Annotated in this window: 11 protein-coding genes and 2 pseudogenes; 3 read left to right on the plus strand and 10 right to left on the minus strand. The window is 67.7% G+C overall.

What is annotated here, in order from left to right; genetic code table 11:
* Positions 1-262: 262 nt before the first annotated feature.
* From VF542_RS05935 to VF542_RS05955, 5 genes are all read right to left on the minus strand, one after another.
* Positions 263-1654, minus strand: coding sequence for an RNB domain-containing ribonuclease (locus tag VF542_RS05935; RefSeq protein ID WP_408650778.1), 1392 nt, complete (start codon positions 1652-1654; stop codon positions 263-265).
* A 945-nt stretch (positions 1655-2599) separates the two neighbouring features.
* A complete protein-coding gene (locus VF542_RS05940; RefSeq protein WP_408650779.1) occupies positions 2600-2980 on the minus strand; it encodes a hypothetical protein in 381 nt (126 codons plus the stop codon).
* On the minus strand, positions 2977-3522 hold the full coding sequence (locus tag VF542_RS05945) for a hypothetical protein (protein ID WP_408650780.1): 546 nt from the start codon (positions 3520-3522) through the stop codon (positions 2977-2979). Before VF542_RS05945 ends, VF542_RS05940 begins: the two co-directional genes overlap by 4 nt.
* 1710 nt (positions 3523-5232) lie before the next feature.
* Positions 5233-5985: a thioesterase domain-containing protein gene (locus tag VF542_RS05950; protein ID WP_408650781.1), complete on the minus strand. Its 753-nt coding sequence runs from the start codon at positions 5983-5985 to the stop codon at positions 5233-5235.
* Positions 5986-6159: 174 nt separating this feature from the next.
* Entirely contained in the window at positions 6160-6447 is a 288-nt protein-coding gene (locus VF542_RS05955) for a hypothetical protein (protein ID WP_408650796.1), read from the minus strand.
* Between VF542_RS05955 and VF542_RS05960 the strand changes: the two genes are divergently transcribed.
* A complete protein-coding gene (locus VF542_RS05960; RefSeq protein WP_408650795.1) occupies positions 6431-7270 on the plus strand; it encodes an MFS transporter in 840 nt (279 codons plus the stop codon). The genes VF542_RS05955 and VF542_RS05960 overlap by 17 nt on opposite strands.
* The gene (locus VF542_RS05965) at positions 7267-8679 is read left to right on the plus strand and encodes an AMP-binding protein (RefSeq protein ID WP_408650782.1); all 1413 of its coding nucleotides are present in this window, start codon (positions 7267-7269) and stop codon (positions 8677-8679) included. The genes VF542_RS05960 and VF542_RS05965 overlap by 4 nt, the downstream gene beginning before the upstream one ends.
* 532 nt (positions 8680-9211) lie before the next feature.
* Here the strand turns inward: VF542_RS05965 and VF542_RS05970 are convergent.
* The 3 genes and pseudogenes from VF542_RS05970 to VF542_RS05980 form a co-directional block, all read right to left on the minus strand.
* On the minus strand, positions 9212-9487 hold the full coding sequence (locus tag VF542_RS05970) for a type II toxin-antitoxin system RelE family toxin (RefSeq protein ID WP_408650783.1): 276 nt from the start codon (positions 9485-9487) through the stop codon (positions 9212-9214).
* On the minus strand, positions 9484-9759 hold the full coding sequence (locus VF542_RS05975) for a type II toxin-antitoxin system Phd/YefM family antitoxin (protein ID WP_408650784.1): 276 nt from the start codon (positions 9757-9759) through the stop codon (positions 9484-9486). The genes VF542_RS05970 and VF542_RS05975 overlap by 4 nt, the downstream gene beginning before the upstream one ends.
* A 187-nt stretch (positions 9760-9946) precedes the next feature.
* Positions 9947-10824 (minus strand): annotated as a pseudogene (locus tag VF542_RS05980) (IS3 family transposase); the annotation flags it as partial.
* A 262-nt stretch (positions 10825-11086) separates the two neighbouring features.
* On the opposite strand from VF542_RS05980, the gene VF542_RS05985 reads away from it, so the two are divergent.
* Positions 11087-12088, plus strand: coding sequence for an IS110 family transposase (locus VF542_RS05985; RefSeq protein WP_408650785.1), 1002 nt, complete (start codon positions 11087-11089; stop codon positions 12086-12088).
* Here VF542_RS05985 and VF542_RS05990 read toward each other — a convergent pair.
* Positions 12063-12203: pseudogene (locus tag VF542_RS05990) on the minus strand (transposase); the annotation flags it as partial. The gene VF542_RS05985 and the pseudogene VF542_RS05990 sit on opposite strands and share 26 nt — an antisense overlap.
* 810 nt (positions 12204-13013) lie before the next feature.
* The gene (locus VF542_RS05995; RefSeq protein ID WP_408650786.1) at positions 13014-18596 is read right to left on the minus strand and encodes an amino acid adenylation domain-containing protein; all 5583 of its coding nucleotides are present in this window, start codon (positions 18594-18596) and stop codon (positions 13014-13016) included.
* Between the last annotated feature and the right edge of the window lie 39 nt (positions 18597-18635).

Here is an 18635-nt window from a genome sequence, read left to right on the forward strand (position 1 = left end):
CGTCCCAGACCAGGACGAGGGACGACTCTCCCCGACGGTCGCGATAGTCACGGCCGGGAGCGGTGATCTTCCTTGTGTTTCTCCATGCCATCCGTACGACCGCCCGGGCATGCTTGTCCAAGCCCGGCTTCTTGCTCACCCTCGTACGAACCGGAGCTTGTGTCTTCGGATCAGCGGTCAGATGCCCACGACCGTGACGCGCATCGCGGGCCGGCGAGGTAGCCGGCTTTGCGCCCGAAGTGCCACCCGTCAACCGGAAGCTTCACTGACCGGCCAACTCGAATCGAACGGTGCGCGTAGCGACGTCAGCAGCGACCAGCCGGGCCTGGATATGTTGGCCTGGTTGCAGCGAGGCGCCCGTGCATCGTGCGCGTATGGCGGGCTCATCGATGCTGATCGAGGCCCCGTGGTCATCGGCGCTGAGCACCACTGCCGCGAACGTCTGTCCAATGCGATCCCGCAGCAGCCAGGCTTCGGTGAGGTCGAGGACTGCGCGGTCGACCGCATGTGCGCGGTGATCGGCCGAGGCCATCGACGCGGGTAGGGCCGGGACGCGGTCACGCACCCACCGCGGAACCGGTGTGCCAGCCTGCACCGCGAGGCAGATCTCACTCACATAGCGATCGACCAGGCGCCGCAACGGTGCCGTCGCGTGGGCGTACGGCGCACCGATGCCGGCGTGCAGCGGCTGCCCAGGCGGTTGGCCGTCGAAGGCAACGTAGGCCGCCCCGCGCAGCAGAGAGACCGCGTGATCGAGGAACGCGACCTGGCGGGAATCAGCGCGGCTCAGGCCGGCGAGCACGTCACCGGGTGCAGCTCCTGCGGGCCAGGCAACTCCCAGGGCCGGCGCGATCCTGCGCAATTCGTCGATCGCCTGGCTATCGGCCGGCGGAACCGTGCGCAGGATTCCGAAGCCGCCGCGCAGCATCAGCTGGGCGGCGGACATCCCGGTCATCAACGAGATTTCGGCGTTGTAGGACTCCACCGGTAGCGGCGCTCGGTAGCGCAGGGTCCAGGACGAACCGGCGCGCTCGACCTCTTGCGCAGGAAGGTCGAGGTTGATGGCATGTCGCTGTCGAGCGAGCGCGAGACGCAGCGCGCCGACCTCGGGCAGTAGCCTGACAGCGGCATGCGGGTGTCCCGCCTCGAAGCTGGCCTGTACCCCCGCGTAGTCCAGGCGAGCTCGAGAAAGGACCCGGACACGGCGCACGTCGACCTTGGTGATCTCCCCGAAGCCGTCGAGCTCGAACTGCCACAGCACCGCGGGACGAACCTGGCCAGGTAGCAGGCTAGCCGCTCCTTCGCTGAGCACAGTGGGGTGTAGAGGCACTCGGGCGTCCGGGAAGTAGAGCGTCTCGCCCCGCACCTGAAGCTCCTCGTCCAACACCGAAGCCGGCGGAACGAATGACGCAACGTCGGCGATGGCGTAACTGACCCGATAACCGTGGTCGCAGGGGGCGATGTGCAAGGCCTGGTCGAGATCCATGCTGCCTGGCGGGTCGACGGTAACCAGTTCCAGGTCGGTCCGGTCAAGGTCAGGAAGCCGCACCGCCTGCGCCGCGGCCTGCGCGCAGGCGATCGCCTGGGATGAGAAGTCTCCCGGCACGCCCAGTTCCACCCGCAGCCCCGAAAAGTCCAGCGGGGCGCCGGCCACGCGATGCTCAACCACAGCGCGGTCTTTCCCAGAACGGGCCCTGAGACATCGTGATAAGACGTGCTGACCGAACGCAATTTGCCCGACCTGCCACGGCGACAGTCCGACCCCACCGCAGCCGTCTCACCACTCGGATGCTCAGCGGTCGACATTGGTGAGGCGAGCTGGGTGATCTCCTCGATGTCACGGAGTCGCACCCGGGAAGCGACGCGACGGTCCGCCGAACGCAACTCGAATGACAGGGAAACCGCTCAGCACCAATGGTCGCCGCTGCAGCATCACGTTGCCCTTCCGAGCTGCGGGATCGTCGCCGAAGCTGTCCACGGCGGTCGCTCGCTGAGGCTGAGCCGCCTCGATGGCTGAGTCTTGCGAGGGGGGCGCCTACTAGCGGCGTAGCCACGGAGCCCACACCGTTGCCGATCAGGAACGTGCACAGCTTCGTCTCGCCTCATTCCAGGAGTAGGGCGACCATCCTCTCGCATCCCGATCGCACCCGTAAACCACCTCATCAACGATCGCGAGGGCGCCGCCGGGAACGCCCCCGGCGGGCCAAACACCTCCGTGGCAGCGCTCACCGAGGACCTTGTCAGCGATAATCAAGCTGATGGCAGTGAACATGGCCCATCGACATTCGCTCGGTGACCAGCGGCTCCCGGGATGGCCGTGGCGTGGCTGCCCGGCGGTGCGTTGCCTGCCGTCCGCCGGTGCAGCCGTCGGTCACGTCCCGCACTGTTGCAGGTTCGAGCGACGCTGAGGACACTGCAGTCGCCCGCAAGGTCCGTCCCAACGTCTGCGCCGGGCCTCTCGCAGGGGAGGTGCGCCCACAGACCGGACCGGCAGCAGCGTTCGCCGGTTCTCCGGGCCCCCAGCCGCGACCCTGACGTGTTCGGCGGTGGACCACAAGTTGCCGCCGGACCGGGCCCTCTCTCGTATTTCTGGAGTCGCCTACAAATAGTCGGGCCGGTCGATTCGGACGGTCTGGGGGAATCCGTCGTCGTACTGCACGGTGATCGGCTCGCCTTGGCCAATCCATTCGCAGGCCCAGACACGCCCGATGACCGTCAGCTCGAGGACCTGGCCGTCCGTACGCAGGACCTCGACTCGTCCCGATTCGGGCAGCTCACTCCAGGCGACCAACCAGCTCGGCCGATGCCACACATCACCGTCAGCTTGGATCAGCACGCCGGCGGCTCCGGTCCACGGCTGGAACTCGACGTCGGCCTCGTCCTCGCGGCTGGCCAGCGACCGCCAGGCGCCGTCCTCGGCGCGCCACTGCAGGATGCGACCCGAGAGCGGCAGCGTGGCTTCCTGGGTGGCTGGAGTCACTGCGCCCGCCAGCCGGCGGCCGCCGGCGCCTGCGTTTCGTAACTGGCGGGATCGAAGCGGTAGATGGCGTTCGGGTTGCGGACGGTGGTGTGCGAGACGATGCTGCGGGTCCAGACGTACCAGTACATGCCGTACCAGCCGGGAATGTGCCAGGAGAATTGCACTGGCGTGTTGTGGTCCCACGAGTTGTACTCGCGCGTCCACACATAGCTGGTGCTCGGCCAGGCGTAGCGGGTGTTGGGGCCGTGGGCGGTGGTCCAGTTGTAGAAGTACGGGCCGACCAGCAGCGAGCCGCCGGTGGTGTTGTTCGCCCCGTTCATCAGCGCGACGGAGCCGGTCACGCTGGTGGTCGAGCTGGACAGGATCACGTAGGCCGGGCCGGTGGTGGTCTTGGCCCCGACCAGCTGCCAGTTCACGTACATCGAGCCCGAGCCGAGAGTGGTGCTGCCGAAGCCGTAGCTGAACTGACTGCTCTGGAAGTCGGCGTGGAAGTCGTCGTAGCGCCACCAGCAGCCCGAGAAGGACCGGCACCATCCCGTCAAGCTCGTTGTCGTGTCCGCGGCGCTCGGCGCGCTAGCAGTCGTGGCGGCGGTAGCACCAGTATCGGTGACGCAGGCCCAAGCGCCCGATCGTTGACTCACATCAGTGGCGCACTGCGAGCCGGCCGGGGTGGCGTCCGCGGCATCGGTGACCGCTCCTGCCGTCACCGCCCCGGAACTGTCGGCGTACATGGTGGGATCGGCTACCACAGTGGCCGTACTGGAGCTATCTGATGCCGCGGTGCCTTGCGCAAAAGTGCTGTCACCCATACCGCCGGCCGTACCGACCGACGAAGACGAGTCGGCGGCGCTAGTGCTGTCCATCGTCGATGGGGTGGCCGCTCGTGCCGGCGTCATCCCTGCGAACAGTGCAGCCGCTAGCCCGCATACCGCCAACGCGGTGGCACCTCGATAACGCCTTGTCACGCCAGCCCCTTTCCAGCGTTGGTGAGGCTGACTATCCGGCTGTCCGGTTGTACCGTCAAGTACCAGTTATTCCTGACGCTATATCAGGAGGTACGCCGTAATTACGGCGGCTGGGCTTCGATTTCGGGCGTCGGCCTTGGTAGCCGGCTTGCAGTTGTGGCCGGGATCGATGCCCAGTAGCTGTGCCGCTCGCTGCGCCGTAACCTGCGTTGCCGTCGCCGACTGCCGCGCACCGAGCGTAGCCCGGACGAGCCGCGCCGATGTCGCCTCCGTGGAGCATCGACTGCCACTCGTATATGAGGTCCCACTCACCGTTATGCGCACCCGCCAGACGGCAGGGATTTCAGGAGAACCGTTCGTCCTTACCTCGCCGAGTCCTCGTCTGTAACTTGGCGACGGCGCGGCTGCTCTGCTCCCCCTATTTGGTCGGATGCACTTCCCGCCCCTCCATTAGGCTCGATGCGGAGCTATCAACAGGACATCACGTCTGCAGATCCGGCCGGGTAGCGTGCCGCATCGGCGACCTCGGAGCGAACCCGGGCGGGCGGCTAAGAGCTTGCTCACCTGAACCGCCTGCCACCTGGTCGGGCTGACGGGTATCACTCGCTCCGGAACGCGCGCGAGGTCGGCCTCCCGAGCGTGCGGTCTACCATGACCGCTGGCGGCCGGCCGCTCCCCCGTGCGGTCGGCCGTCCTCGCTACCTGGTTGCCGTATTGGAGGTCAGGCTCCGGTTGGACGGGCTGGTTCCCGCAGCCCCAGCGGTTAGCCTGCTACCGCCGCGTCGCCGCCTGGACAGCCAGACCCCGAGCCAACCCCGCCCGCCAAGGCATCCAGATCAGTCAGCACTTCCGCGTGCTGTTCGATCAGTTCGAATAGCCCGTCCTGACGGGTCGGGATGCACCGGCTGGACTTTCGAGCACGTGCGATGCTTCGCCGCGTCCGGGCGATGACGATGTCGCCGCCTTCGCCAGGGATATCACATCATCGCCTTCGTTGTCGCAGTCACCCTGGAGCAGGGCCGTCCTGGTGGTCGCGATGCGGCTGAAGGCGGGGGTGGCCGAGGCCCTGGGCGAACAGGGGGACGACGAGACGAGGATCCCGATCGCCTCGTCGCCGGCGAGGGGAACCCCTTCGTCATCTCCGACGGTCTGGTCAAAGGGATGCCCGCCGGCTATGTCACGCGCAACGCCCGGACGCAGTGGATGGCATGCACTTAGGTGGCCGGCCGCCACCGAACAGGGCGGGCTGCCGCTCGGCAGCCGTCGTCTCTCCGACGCCCACAGCGGTCACCATCCCTTGCATAACTTGGTCGCGACGGCCCGCATCGACTCAGAGGACAGCACGCCGACGTGGTCGGTGTCGAGCCGTAGTGATTCGGTCGGACCCAGCAGATTCGCCCATTGGTCGACTTGGACATCGAGCAGTTCGGCGGCGACCAGCAGCGCGGGTGCGCTCACCCCGGACTCGGGCATGTAATCCGCGACCGCCCCCGCGTGCCGCTGGTAGGTGTCCCATCGCTCAGCGAGCAGCGCGGCCGGCGCATCCTGCCCCGCATGTTTCAAGTATGCGGCCAGCACGGCTATGTTCAACTCGCCCGCCTTCGGAACGTCCACCCGGACACCAAGGCTTGCGCACGTCATCTCGACAAAAGCTGCGAACCACGAGTGATTGTGGTGGTCGTAGCCGAGCGGTGGAGCGACGTCCAGCAGCATGAGTGGAGCCGGGTCGGTGCGGGCGACCTCGAACGCGATCAAGCCACCCATCGACCACCCGCCGAGGAAGTCGGGCGATCCGGCTATATCCCTGCGATACGCCTCGGCCATCGCCGGGATGGACGGGTACGGCTCACGTTCCTGCGACGCGGTGATGCGCCAATGCCCGGGCAATGCGTCGAGTAGGGCACGGTAATCGTGCACACCACCGGCCGCCCCCGGGAAACAGATGCAGGTGTGGAACATCGCCCTCACGTAACACGACGAAGGTGGTAGCCGTTCCGGTAACGATGTTTTGGAATGGTTCAAAATGTTCTCGAGATTCACCAAATATTCGATACCAGTCGATAGCTGGCCCGTGGCCCTGCTCGAAGTACATCCACTGACGGGACCTGACGCACCTCACGTCGACTGGACCCATTGGAGCATATGACCGGTATATACTCAAGATCGGATTTCGGGCGTACGAAAATAGTGGTTATCCCGCAACAGTGCATATCTTTACAACCACGACAGGGCTTGGACGATATGGAACTGGCTACGGGAGCGAGCGTGGCTGATTGCGCCAGACACCGATGACGCCGTTCGGCGGCCTTGCGAAAAACCGAGCCGATGACCGGGCGACGCGACGAGTGGCTGCTGGTCGTTTTCACCGGGACGACCAACATCGCCGACGCGGTGACCAAGGTCGCCCTGCCGCTGCTTGCCGTGCGCCTGACCCGCGGGCGCGTCCATCGTCCCGTCGGTCGTGCCCCGCGATCGCTGGCAGACGGTGAGTTCGCGGATCACCGCCGTCGAGTATCTGAGCAACGCTTTCCTGGGCGCGCCGGTCGGCGGGTTTCTGGTGGCGGCTGGGTTCACGATCGCCCTTGGGGCAACCGGTCTGGTGTACCTGGCCGGCGCGGTGCTGCTGATCATGATGGCCGGTGACTTCGCCGTCCAGCGCGCCGAGGAGCGCAGGTCGGTGCACACCGAGAGCCGCGAGGGACTGAAGTTCCTGTGGCAGCACCCGTTGCTGCGCGGCATGGCGTTCCTGATCATGGTGATGGCCGCGTGCTGGTCGGCGTGGCTGGCGCTGATCCCGGTGTACGCGGTTGGTCCGCTTGGCTTGAGCCCGAAGCAGTACGGCTTTCTGATGACCTCCCTCGGCGCCGGCGGGGTCCTGGGTGCGGTGGCCGCGGGATGGACCAACCAGCTGCTGGGCCGGCGGTGGTCCATGTTCGTCGACATCATCGGGTCGTTCACGCTCGTGGCCGCGCCGGCCGTCCTGCCGGCCAGTACCACCAGTGCGTGGCCAATCGGCGTGGCAGCCTTCGTGGCCGGTGCCGGCGGCACGATGTGGACGGTCAACGCCCGCGTGATCACCCAGTCTTTCGTGCCCGATCACCTGCTCGGCCGGTTCAACTCGGCGAGTCGGCTGATCTCGTGGGGCACCATGCCGGTCGCGGCCGCAGTGGCCGGCACGCTGGCCCAGTTTATGGGATACCGCGTCGCATTCGGCGTCTTCGCCGTCCTGTGCGCGATGTTGGTGATCCCATTCCTGCGAGTTGTGACCGCTCGGGCGATTGCTCCTGTCGACCAACCCATTGAACCTGCAGTGAGCGCGACGTGACCGAACTGTTCGCCGTGGACGGCACGCTGCACACCTGGTTCCGAGAGGCCGTCGCCCGGCACCCGGACGCCGTCGCACTGGAGGTGGCCGGCGAGTCGCTGTCCTACTCGGAGCTCGCTGAGCGAGCCGACCGGCTGGCCGCCAGTATCGTCGCCTCGGCCGGATCGGTGCCTCAAGCCGTCGGTCTGCTGGCGTCCCGGTCCGTGACTGCGTACGCCGGATACCTGGCCGCGCTGGCTCTGTCAGCCACGGTCGTCCCGCTCAATCCCGCCTTCCCGAAGGCTCGCAACCAGGCGATGTGCGCAGCAGCGGAAGTGTCCGCTGTGGTCGTCGACAACGATGACGGCCTGCCCGAGCCGTGGCATGGACCCTACGCGGGAATCGCGGACGATGTCGCCTACACGTTATTCACCTCGGGCTCCACCGGCATACCCAAGGGCGTTCCGATCAGGCACCGGAATGTCGGGCCATACCTAGCGCACTGTGTTCGCCAGTACGAGGTGGGCGTGGGGTCGCGTCTGTCGCAGGCGTTCCATCTGACGTTCGACCCGTCGGTGTTCGACATGTTCGTGGCGTGGACGTCCGGCGCGACTCTGGTCGTTCCGCAGGCCGATGAGGTGTTGACGCCGGTGCGGTTCATCACAAACCAGCGGATCACGCACTGGTTCTCGGTGCCGTCGGTGATCTCGGTGTGCCGCCGGCTGCGGGCGTTGACCCCGGGCAGCATGTCGGACCTGCGGTGGAGTCTGTTCGCCGGCGAGCAACTCACCCTGGAGCAGGCCCGGCACTGGCAGGCGGCCGCGCCGAACAGTGCGATAGGTAACCTCTACGGCCCCACCGAGCTGACGATCACCTGCGCCGGCTATCGACTGCCCGCCGATCCGACCGCATGGCCGGTCACGTCCAACAACACCGTGCCGATCGGCCAGGTTTACCCGCACCTGGAAGGCATGGTAACTGGCGAGGGGGAGCTGTGCGTGCGGGGAAGCCAGCGATTCGACGGATACCTGAACCCCGCGGACAACGAGGGCCGGTTCATCGACGACTGGTACCGCACCGGCGACCGGGTCTGTCGGGAGAACGGCGAACTCGTGCACCTCGGCCGGTTGGACGACCAGGTCAAGATCCGCGGGTACCGAATCGAACTCCCTGAGCTCGAGTCCGTGCTGCGCACCTGCCCGTCCGTCGACGATGCCATCGTGCTCGCGGTCCCCGGCACGGGTGACAACCTTGAACTGCACGCTGTCTACACCGGCACGGCAGTGACCGATGAGGAGTTGGTCGCCACCATGCAACGCAAGCTGCCGGAATACATGACACCACTGTCCTTCCTGTTCGTAGCCGACCTACCGCTCAACCCCAGTGGAAAGGTCGACCGGCACGCACTCGCCGCCGCAATCCAGCGCTGACGGAGACGCCTTGCCCACGAAACTGCGGATCCAGGTACACGGCGAGCCGGTCGAGCATGTTGGCAGCAATTGCTTCGCCGACAAGATGCCGCGATATCGCGCCAGTCCGTGTTCCGCCAGGGCCCGTCGCGCCGCAGTTGGCGCGTTCGTTCGGCGCTTGCGCCTCTGTGCGGGACTGCGCCAGGTTGTGGACAGCCCTGGAGGCCCCGTATTTGCTGGGAAGTGGGGCGGGTGGGGCTCGAACCCACGACCCAGGGATTATGAGGTCTAGGGGCCTCACCCTTGTACGCACCCGCCAGACACCAGGGACTCCGGGGGAGAGCCGTCCGTCCTTTACCCGCCGAATCCTCGTCTGTAACGCAGCGAGCTAGCAGGCGGTCTCCCCGGTGGTAGTAGCACCTGCAGCTGGGCCGTGGGCTTGCCGATCAACACCCCAGGGTCGACGCGACATAACATTATTCGGGTCCATTGCCACCATGTGTCAGCTGGGTCGGTGCCAGCCCGTGCGGCTCAGGCACCGTCGCCATGACGTTCAGGGCCGGTAGACGTCGGCGCGGTGGTCGATGCGCACGACCAACACGGTGTGCGCATCGGCGTCGATACGGATAAGGACCCGGTAGTCGCCGCGGCGGGCGCTGCGGTGGCCGGCCAGCTCGTCACGCAGGGGCTTGCTGAGCCGCTCCGGGTTCTCGCCGAGCGGACCGGTTATGAACTCGATGACGGCGGCCGCGACCTTGGCCGGCAGCCGGTGCAGACCGCGTCGCGCGGCGCTGTCCACCTGGATCCGCCATGGATCCAGACCGGTCACTTCGACGGCAACCCGAATTCGGCACGTAGCTCGTCGCCGCTGATCGTCTCGCCGGCCGCGTACTCACGCTCGGCCTGTGCGATCGACTCGCGAATGCCGGGCCTGGACAGCCAGTACAGGGTCTCGCGCAGCGACTCAAGGTCGTCGGCAGACATCAGCACCGCTGCCGCGCGCCCGTGCCGGGTGATGGTGATGATCTCGTGGGTGGTCTCGGCCTCATCGACCAGCCCGGACAGCTTGTCCTTGGCCTCGGCCAGCGGTACGGTCCTCATGATGCCAGATTAGCCGGACTTCTAGCCTGCGTCTAGCCGCTAGTTTAGCCAGAGCTCCTGACATCTGGACCGGACCTGCAGTCTCTGGGCCGCTGTGCGGGGCCCCTAGGTGGTGAACTCGCACCAGAGGGGGAAGTGGTCAGAGGGGTCTGGCCCCGGTCTCGTTGACTCGTTCGGGTAGGGGCGGTCAGGCCGCGTGAGCGGTCTGTAGGAGTGTCTCGTATTCGATGGGTGTGAGTCGTCCGAGGCGGTCTTGACGGCGTCGACGGTGGTAGGTGCGTTCGATCCAGGTGATGATCGCCAGGCGGAGATGGTCGCGGGTGGGCCAGCGGCGGCGGTTGAGGACGTTCTTCTGCAGCAGCGAGAAGAAGGATTCCATGGCGGCGTTGTCGGCGCAGGCACCGACCCGGCCCATCGATCCGCGCAGCCCGTGTGTGCGGAGGGCGTGGAGATAGGCGTGGGATCGGAATTGGCTGCCCCGGTCGGAGTGGACCACCGTGCCGGCTGCTGGCCTGCGCAGCGCGACGGCGTTGGTCAGCGCGTCGACGGCCAGCTGCGAGGTCATCCGGTCGCTCATCGAGTAGCCGACGATCCGGTTCGAGCAGGCGTACTTCACGGCGCAGAGGTAAAGCTTGCCGGTGCCGGTCGGATGTTCGGTCAGATCTGTCAACCAGAGCTGGTTGGGCCGCCCGGCCCGGAACTGGCGGGTCACCAGGTCGTCGTCATGGACCGGCGGGCCCGGCCGGCGGTTGAGGCCGCGTTTGCGGGAGTGCACCGACCACAGCCGTTGCTGGGTGCAGAGCCGGTTGACCCGATTGCGGCTTGCTCGGATGCCCCGAGCCGGGAGCTCGTCGGTGATGAAGCGGTAGCCGAACTGCGGGTCGTCGTGATGGATGTCGACGCGGCGTTGATCAGGTGCGCGTCGTCCCAGTCGCGCTGACTGACCGGGCTGGCCAGCCACTTGTAGTAGGCCTGGGTCGAGAAGCCGAGCACCCGACAGGTCACCGCGACGGGAATCTTGTCGGCGGCGAGGTCACGGACCAGTGGGAACATCTGTAATGGGTGACGGCTGGCCCGTGGCTGGCTGAGAGGCTGGGTCTCGGCCTGCGCGTGTGACTCCGGGTATATCCGACCCGCCGCCTGTTGGTGGTGTCTTGAAAATGACCTGTCCACGTGCGGGCCGAGGTTCGGCCCTCCCGCGCAGATGTCTTGATCAGAAGCTTGTCCACTCGGCCTCATCGGCGGGTGTGACTCATTACAGATGTGTCTCTGAGCGACTCCACGGGCCGAGCTGATGGTTCCCGTCCGCCACCGTTGAAGGAGACTTATGAGCATCGTCGCCGAGACCGTCGAGCACGTCGTCGGCATCGACACCCACGCCCGCACTCACACCTACTGCCTCGTCCATGCTCGCACCGGCGCGGTGATCGACACTGCGACGTTCCCGACGTCGAGGTCTGGCAACGCCCGCGCGATCAGTTGGATCACCCGTCGAGGTCCGGGCAGTGTCTTGGCTGCGGTCGAGGGGACCTCGTCCTACGGCGCCGGCATCACCGCAGCACTGCTGGAGCAGGGCTTCGACGTCGCCGAGGTTCGACCGGCCGCTCGCTCGAGTCACGCCCACGCAGGCAAGTCCGACACCCTTGACGCCGAAGCGGCCGCTCGCTCGGTGATCGGTCGCGAGTACGACACCCTTGCCCGGCCCCGCCAGGCCGGGCCGCGTGCCGCCCTGCGGGTCCTGCTCGCCGCACGCTCGATCATCGACCAGCAGCGCACCGCCAACCGCAACGCGCTCACCGCGCTGCTGCGCGGCATCGACCTCGGCGTCGATGCCCGCAAGCCGCTGACCGACACCCAGATCCGCCTCGTCGCGGCCTGGCGCACCGGCCGCGCCGCCTCCTCCGACGCGTTGGTCATCGCCCGTCGCGAGGCCCGCCGTCTCGCTGTCACCGTTCTGGAACAGACCGAGCTGCTCAAGGTCAACCACCGCCAGCTGCAGCAGCTGACCGAACAGCTCGCCCCTGGCCTGCAAGACGTCCCCGGGCTCGGACCGGTCACCGCGGCGATCATCGTCTGCGCCTACTCTCACCGCGGACGCGTCCGCTCCGAAGCAGCCTTCGCGGCCCTCGGCGGCATCGCACCCCTGCCCGCGTCCTCGGGCAACACCAGCCGCCACCGGCTCTCCCGATCAATTTTGGGAGCGTGTCCCGAGCGAAGTAGGCCGTCGCCCGGCGCAGGATCTCGACCTCCTGCTCGAGCTGCTTGTTGCGCCGGCGCAGCTCACGCTTCTCCGGATCATCAGCAGCCGCTCCGGCCGAGACGGCGCTGAAGCCCTCATCACGATCGGCGATCCTCAACCAGCGATTCAGACACGACTCGGAGATCCCGAAACTACGCGCGACCTGGGCGATCGACTGGTCACCCTGCCGGGCAACCGCGATCACGTCGCGACGGAACTCCTTCGGATATGAGAGGGCACGATGACGATCCTTCCAGCGAAGCCGGAACTTCGCGGTGATCGTCAACCAAACCCGGGGCAGACCCGTTTGCGTGAGAGTGGCACTAACAGGCCCAAGAATTCACCTGTCCTAGTAGACCGCCAAGACGATAAGCCGACTACCCCCAACAACCGACCGGCGGGATTGAGGAGTTGCATGGACGACCTAGACGGGGTGATGGCAGGCAGCATGGGTGCCGAGGAGGCGGCGGAGTATCACCCGCGCGTTTCTCAGCCCAGTCTGAGGTATCCATCTCTGTGCGGGACTGCGCCAGGTTGTGGACAGCCCTGGAGGCCCCGTATTTGCTGGGAAGTGGGGCGGCTGGGGCTCGAACCCACGACCAGGGATTATCTTTGGAGCAGCGCCTAGTCACCCTCGAGCGCGATGCAGGCCCTGCCGTCGGCCAGCGCCAGTTCCATAATCCGCACATCCACCAAACGCGCGGTCGCAGCTTCGACTGGTTGAGTGACCGACCGCAACGTCGCGGGCGTCAGATCAGGAGCGAGACCCGAGCGGTCAGGGCGCAGCTAACGACCTCTGAACTGTCGTAGTCGTCCCGTAGAAGGAGTCACTGGCTCCAATTTCCGAACTACTCGTCGTAGGCTACGACCCTCAACGCTGATGTTGAGGCGCACATTGGCGGCCGGACGCTGCCCGAGTTGGCACGCGATTCGGTGCTACCGGCCACATAACTGGACCGGCTGGCCCAGCTGCGGCCGGGCGGCCAGCTGCGGCTGATACCGGCCCGGCGGTGAGTCAATCCGCCGCCGCCAGCCGGCTGGCCAGCTCCGGACCGAACTGAGCCCACGCCGCCGGGTTGGTTAACTGCCCGTGCTGGACCGGTACCGGCAGCACCGTCAGCTCCCCAGGCAGGTAACCAGCCCAGCTCTCCGGACAAGGACCGCCCGGATTGCGTCCTTCGGTGGCCTCAACAAAGAGCACCGCACCGGGGAAGCAGCCCGGCTGGTACCCACTCGACAGCTCGACGTTGCGCCGGAAGACCGGGGGTAGTGCGGCCATCGCGGCGGGGCTGAGCGCAGCCAATGGACTGTCGGCGGTGCGCAGCCGGTCGGCGAACTCCGCCGGCCCGAGCGGTGCGGTGTGCGGCAGTTCGCTGAGATCGTGGCCAAGCGAGAGCAGCAGCTCGATCAGCAATTCCCGTTCGGTCTCCGGTGCCGGGCGGTGACTGTCCGGCGGGTAACCGTCCAGCATGGCCACCAGGCCGACCCGTTCGCCATCCTGGGCAAGCTGCGCCGCCATCGCCTGGATGACCTGTGCTCCAAACGACCAGCCGATCAGGTGGTATGGCCCGCTCGGCTGGACCTGGCGGATCTGTTCGAGGTAGTCCTTGACGAGCTCGGCGAAGGTGCCCGGCTGGCGATCCGGCTCGGCGAGGCCACGGGACTGCAGGCCGTACATCGGCCGATCCGGCTCGAGATAGCCGAGCAGACCGGAGTACATCCAGCTCAACCCCGCCGCCGGATGCACGCAGAACAACGGCGGCCGGCCGCCGGTACGGCGCAGCGGGAGCAGCGTGGAAAACTCGTCTCCGCGGGCGCCCGCCGTGTCCAGGCGCTGCACCAATCCGGCCACGGTCGGCGCGTCGAACAGGTCCGCGATGCCCAGTTCCGCGTCGAACGCCGCCCGGACCCGACTGATCAGCCGGGTGGCCAGCAGCGAATGCCCGCCCAGATCGAAGAAACCGTCGTCGATCCCGACCGAATCCACACCCAGCAACTCCGCGAAGATCCCGCACAGGAGTTCTTCGCGGGCATCGCGCGCCGGCCGGCCCGCCGGCACAGCCGCCAGCGTCGGAACCGGCAGCGCCTTGCGGTCGAGCTTGCCGCTGGGGGTGAGCGGCAGGAACTGCAGCACCACGTACCCGCTCGGCACCAGGGGTGCCGGCAGGGACTTGGTGAGGTGGGCGCGGAGATCGTCCACCGCCACGTCGCCGACCAGGTAGGCCACCAGGCGCTGGTCGCCTGGCCGGTCCTCGCGCAGTAGGACCACCGCCTCCCGAACGCCCGGGTACTCCAGGGCGACCGCGACGATCTCCCCGAGCTCGATCCGCTGCCCGCGCAGCTTGACCTGGTCATCGGTCCTGCCGAGGTAGTCGATCAGCCCGTCGGAGCTCCAGCGGGCCAGGTCGCCGGTGCGGTACATCCGTTGTCCCGGCGCGCCGAACGGGTCGGCCAGGAACCGTTCGGCGGTCAACCCGGCCCGGTACAGGTAGCCGTCAGCCAGTTGGATCCCGGCCAGGTACAACTCCCCCGGCACTCCGACCCGAACCGGTTGCAGCCGCGCGTCCAACACGTAGGCTCGGCTGTTCCACACCGGCCGGCCGATCGGCACCGTTCGCACCGGGCCGGCCGGCTGCTCGTACCGGTGGTGGGTCGCCTCGATGGCAACCTCGGTAGGGCCGTAGAGGTTCGACAGCCGGGCGGGCAACATAGCGGCGCACCGAGCCGCCAGCGCGGCCGTCAGGGCCTCGCCGCCGGCGAACAGCTGCCTCAGCGAAGTGCAGGCGGCGGCAGTCGGCAGCGAGAGGAACGCCTCGAGCATGGACGGCACGAAGTCCGCCGAGGTCACTCGCTGGGCAGTGATCAGCTCGGCCAGGTAGGCCGGGTCGCGGTGGCCGCCCGGGCGAGCAATCACCTGGCTCGCACCGGCGAGCAGCGGCCAGAACAGCTCCGACACGGAGGTGTCGAAGCTGATGGGAGCCTTGACCACCACCCGGTCATCGGCAGTCAGCGGGTACTCACCCTGCAGCCACGACAGGTGGTTGACGATGGCGCCATGCGACATCAGCACACCCTTGGGCCGGCCGGTCGATCCAGAGGTATAGATCAGGTAGGCGCTGGAGCCCGGTTGCAGCACCGGCAGCACCTCGTCGCCGGTGCCGGCCCGTTGCACGGTGGCCAACGTCTGCTCGGTCAGCACCAGCCGTGGCGCAGCATCGGACAACATGAACGCCACCCGGTCAACCGGATAGTCCGGATCCACCGGCAGATACGCCGCCCCTGCCCGCTGCACCGCATACACCGCCGCCGCCAACTCCACACCGCGCGGCAACGACACCGCCACCACGTCGCCGGGCAGCACGCCCGAAGCCACCAAGCCACAGGCCAGCATCTGCACCTGGGCCGAGAACTGCGCATACGTCCACGACCGGCCCTCGAACACCACCGCTACCGCATCCGGCGTCCGCGCCACCTGATCGGCGAACAACCGGGGCAACGTCGACTCGACCCGCGGCGCATCGGTGGCATTAAAATCCACCAACACCCGCCGGCGCTCCTCCGCCCCGAGCAGCTGCAACCGATCCACCTGGATGCCCGGATCTGCTGCCACCGCAGCGAAAACGGCGATCAGGCCGTGTGCCAGCTCGGTGACCGTCGAGCGGTCGAACAGATCCGCCGCGTATTCGAAGGTGCAGCCGAGGCCAGCCGGCCGCTGCTCGACGGTCAGGCTCAGATCGAACTTCGGCGCGCCAGACACGGTGTCCTGGGCGCGCACGCTGACGCCCGGCAGCTGCCAGCCGGGCCCCTCGGCGCCGGTGGTCAAGAAGGACAGCAGCACTTGGAACAGGGGGTGGCGACCGCTCGCACGGACCGGATTCAGCTCCTCGACCAGTCGCTCGAAGGGCACGTCCTGGTGTACGTACGCGCCCAGGTCCACCTCCCGCACCCGGCCCAGCAACTCGGCGAACGACGGGCTGCCGGACACATCGGTCCGCAACACCAAGGTGTTCACGAAGAACCCGACCAACTCGTCCAACGCCTCATCCGAACGCCCGGCCACCGGCGTCCCGATCGGCACATCCTCCCCCGCACCCGAACGCGCCAACACCACCGCCAACGCCGCCTGCACCACCATGAACAGCGTCACCTGATGCACCCGCGCCACCCGCGCGAGCGCGGCGCAGACCTCCGGGTCGACCTCGGCCGTCACCTGATCCAAGCGGTGGCTGGAAACGGCCGGCCGCGGCCGGTCCACCGGCAGCGACAACTCGTCAGGCAGGCCGGCCAGCGCCTCGCGCCAGAAGGCCAGTTGAGCGCTGATCATGCTGTGCGGATCGGTCTCGTCGCCGAGCAAGTCGCGCTGCCACAGCGTGTAATCGGCATAGTGCACCGCCAGGTCCGGCCAGGACGGTGTCGTCCCGGCCAACCGGGCCCGGTAGGCGACCGCGAGGTCGCGCAGCAGCGGTGCCAGCGACTCGCCGTCTGCCGCGATGTGGTGCAGGCACAGCACCAGCACCGACTCCTCCGGTCGGACAACAAACAACCGGGCACGCAGCGGCAGGTCGGTGTCGAGCGCGAACGGTTCGGTGCCGGCCTGCTCGGTCAGTGACGTCAGCTCGCCCGGTGCACACTCCACCACAGTCAGCACCGAGCCGACCTCGGCAGGCATCAATACCTGCTGGCGCGGCTGGCCGTCCGTGACCGGAAACACCGTGCGCAACGTCTCGTGCCGGATCACCACATCGCGGCAGGCAGCGGCCAGGGCGGCGTGATCGACCTGCCCGGACAGCTCCAGCGTCAAGGGGATGTTGTAGGCACGTTCCTGGCCGGCCAGGCCGGACAGGAACCACAGCCGCTGCTGCGCGTAGGACAGCGGCAACTCCGCCGGCCGGGGTCGGGGCCGCAACGCCGGGCGCAGCCGGCCGGTGACGCGCTTGTCGATGGTGGCCAGGATGCCCGTGACCGTCGGTGCCCGGAACAGTTGGCGGATCCCGAGCTCGACCCGCAGGGTGGCCCGAATCTTGCTGATCAGTTGGGTGGCCAGCAGCGAATGCCCACCGAGGGCGAAGAATCCATCGTCGACACCGACGTTCTCGACTCCCAGCACGTCGGCGAACAGGCCACACAGGATCTGCTCCCGGGCATCGCGGGGAGGCCGACCGGACCGGACGGCCGTTTCGGCCGGCGTCCCGGGCGGAACCGACTCGGCCCCAAGCAAGGTGACGGCCTCGGAGTCGATCGCGCCGGGCAGGACCGGCGAGTCGATCGGCAGGGAGCTCAGCGGCACCGCCGGCGCGGTCAGGGCAGCGTCCAGCAGCCGTACCAGCAGCTCCCCCATCGCGATCACGGTGGCCTCGTCGAACAGGTCCGTCGCGTACTCGAGCTGGCAGCCGATACCGGCCGGCTTGCCGGCGGCGTACCGCTCGCTGAACACCACGCTCAGGTCCAGCTTGGCGGTGGCGATGTCCAGCGCGACCGGTTGCACCTGCAAGCCGGGCAGCGCCAGCTCGGCGCCGGCGCCGTGCTGCAATACGAGCATCACCTGGTACAGCGGATGCGCGGCCGCCTCCCGGTCGCCCACCATCCGCTCGACCAGCCGGTCGAACGGAACGTCCTGGTGGGTGTAGGCGGCGAGATTGCTCGCCCGGACCCGGTCCAGCAGCTGGCCGAACGACGGATCGCCGCTCAGATCGGTGCGCAGCACCAGGGTGTTGACGAAGAACCCGATCAGGTCGGCCAGCACCTCGTCGGTGCGGCCGGTAACCGGCGTGCCCAACACGATGTCGGGGCCGCCGCCGCACCGGTGCAGCAGCGCCGCCACCCCGGCCTGCAACACCATGAACGGGGTGCAGCGCGCTGTCCGGCTGCTCTGGATCAAGCGGGCATGCAGCTGCGCCGGGAATTCCAGCTCGACCAGTCCGGCCCGTCGGGCCGCCTCGGTGCTCTCGACCGGGTGCCGGCGGCCGGCCAGGCTCAGCCGCTCCGGTATGCCGTCGAGCCGCTGGGTCCAGTAGGCCAGCTGTGCCGACATCAGGCTGTCCGGGTCGTCTTCGCTGCCCAGCACCTCGCGCTGCCACTCGGCGAAGTCCCGGTACTGCACCGGCAGCGCCTCCCATCCCGGTGCCGACCCGGCCAGCCGGGCGGCGTAGGCGGTACCCAGGTCGCGTGCCAGCGGCGCCAGTGACCAACCGTCGCAGGCGATGTGGTGCAGCAGCACCAGCAGTACGTGGTGCTCGCCGTCCACCCTGAACAGCGTGATCCGCACCGGCAGCTCGGCGGCCAGCTCGAAGGGCCGGCCGGCCGCGGTGGCCAGCGCGGCCGGAAGCAGGTCTTCACCAACCTCCACCAGCTCGAACGGCAACAGAGCCGTGGCCGCATGGCCGGTCAGCACGTGCTGGGAGGGAACCCCGCCCTCGACCGGGATCACGGTGCGCAGCACCTCATGCCGGTCCAGCAGGTCCGCCAGCGCCTCCCTCAGCGCGCCACGGTCCAGCCGGCCGATGAGCCGGAGCGGAAACGGCACGTTGTACGTCGCGCTAGGACCGTCGAGTTGGTCGAGGAACCACAACCGCTGCTGACCGAACGACAAAGTATGCACAGGATTTCCCTTCATATGCAGGTCAACACCGCAGACCGC

The sequence above is a fragment of the Jatrophihabitans sp. genome, from assembly GCF_036389215.1.
In the GTDB taxonomy this organism is placed as follows: domain Bacteria; phylum Actinomycetota; class Actinomycetes; order Mycobacteriales; family Jatrophihabitantaceae; genus Jatrophihabitans_A.

Excerpts from the sequence above, each read along its gene's own strand:
- VF542_RS05975 (WP_408650784.1), bottom strand. The coding sequence starts at position 9,759 with ATGAGGACCGTACCGCTGGCCGAGGCCAAGGACAAGCTGTCCGGGCTG.
- VF542_RS05985 (WP_408650785.1), top strand. The coding sequence starts at position 11,087 with ATGAGCATCGTCGCCGAGACCGTCGAGCACGTCGTCGGCATCGACACC.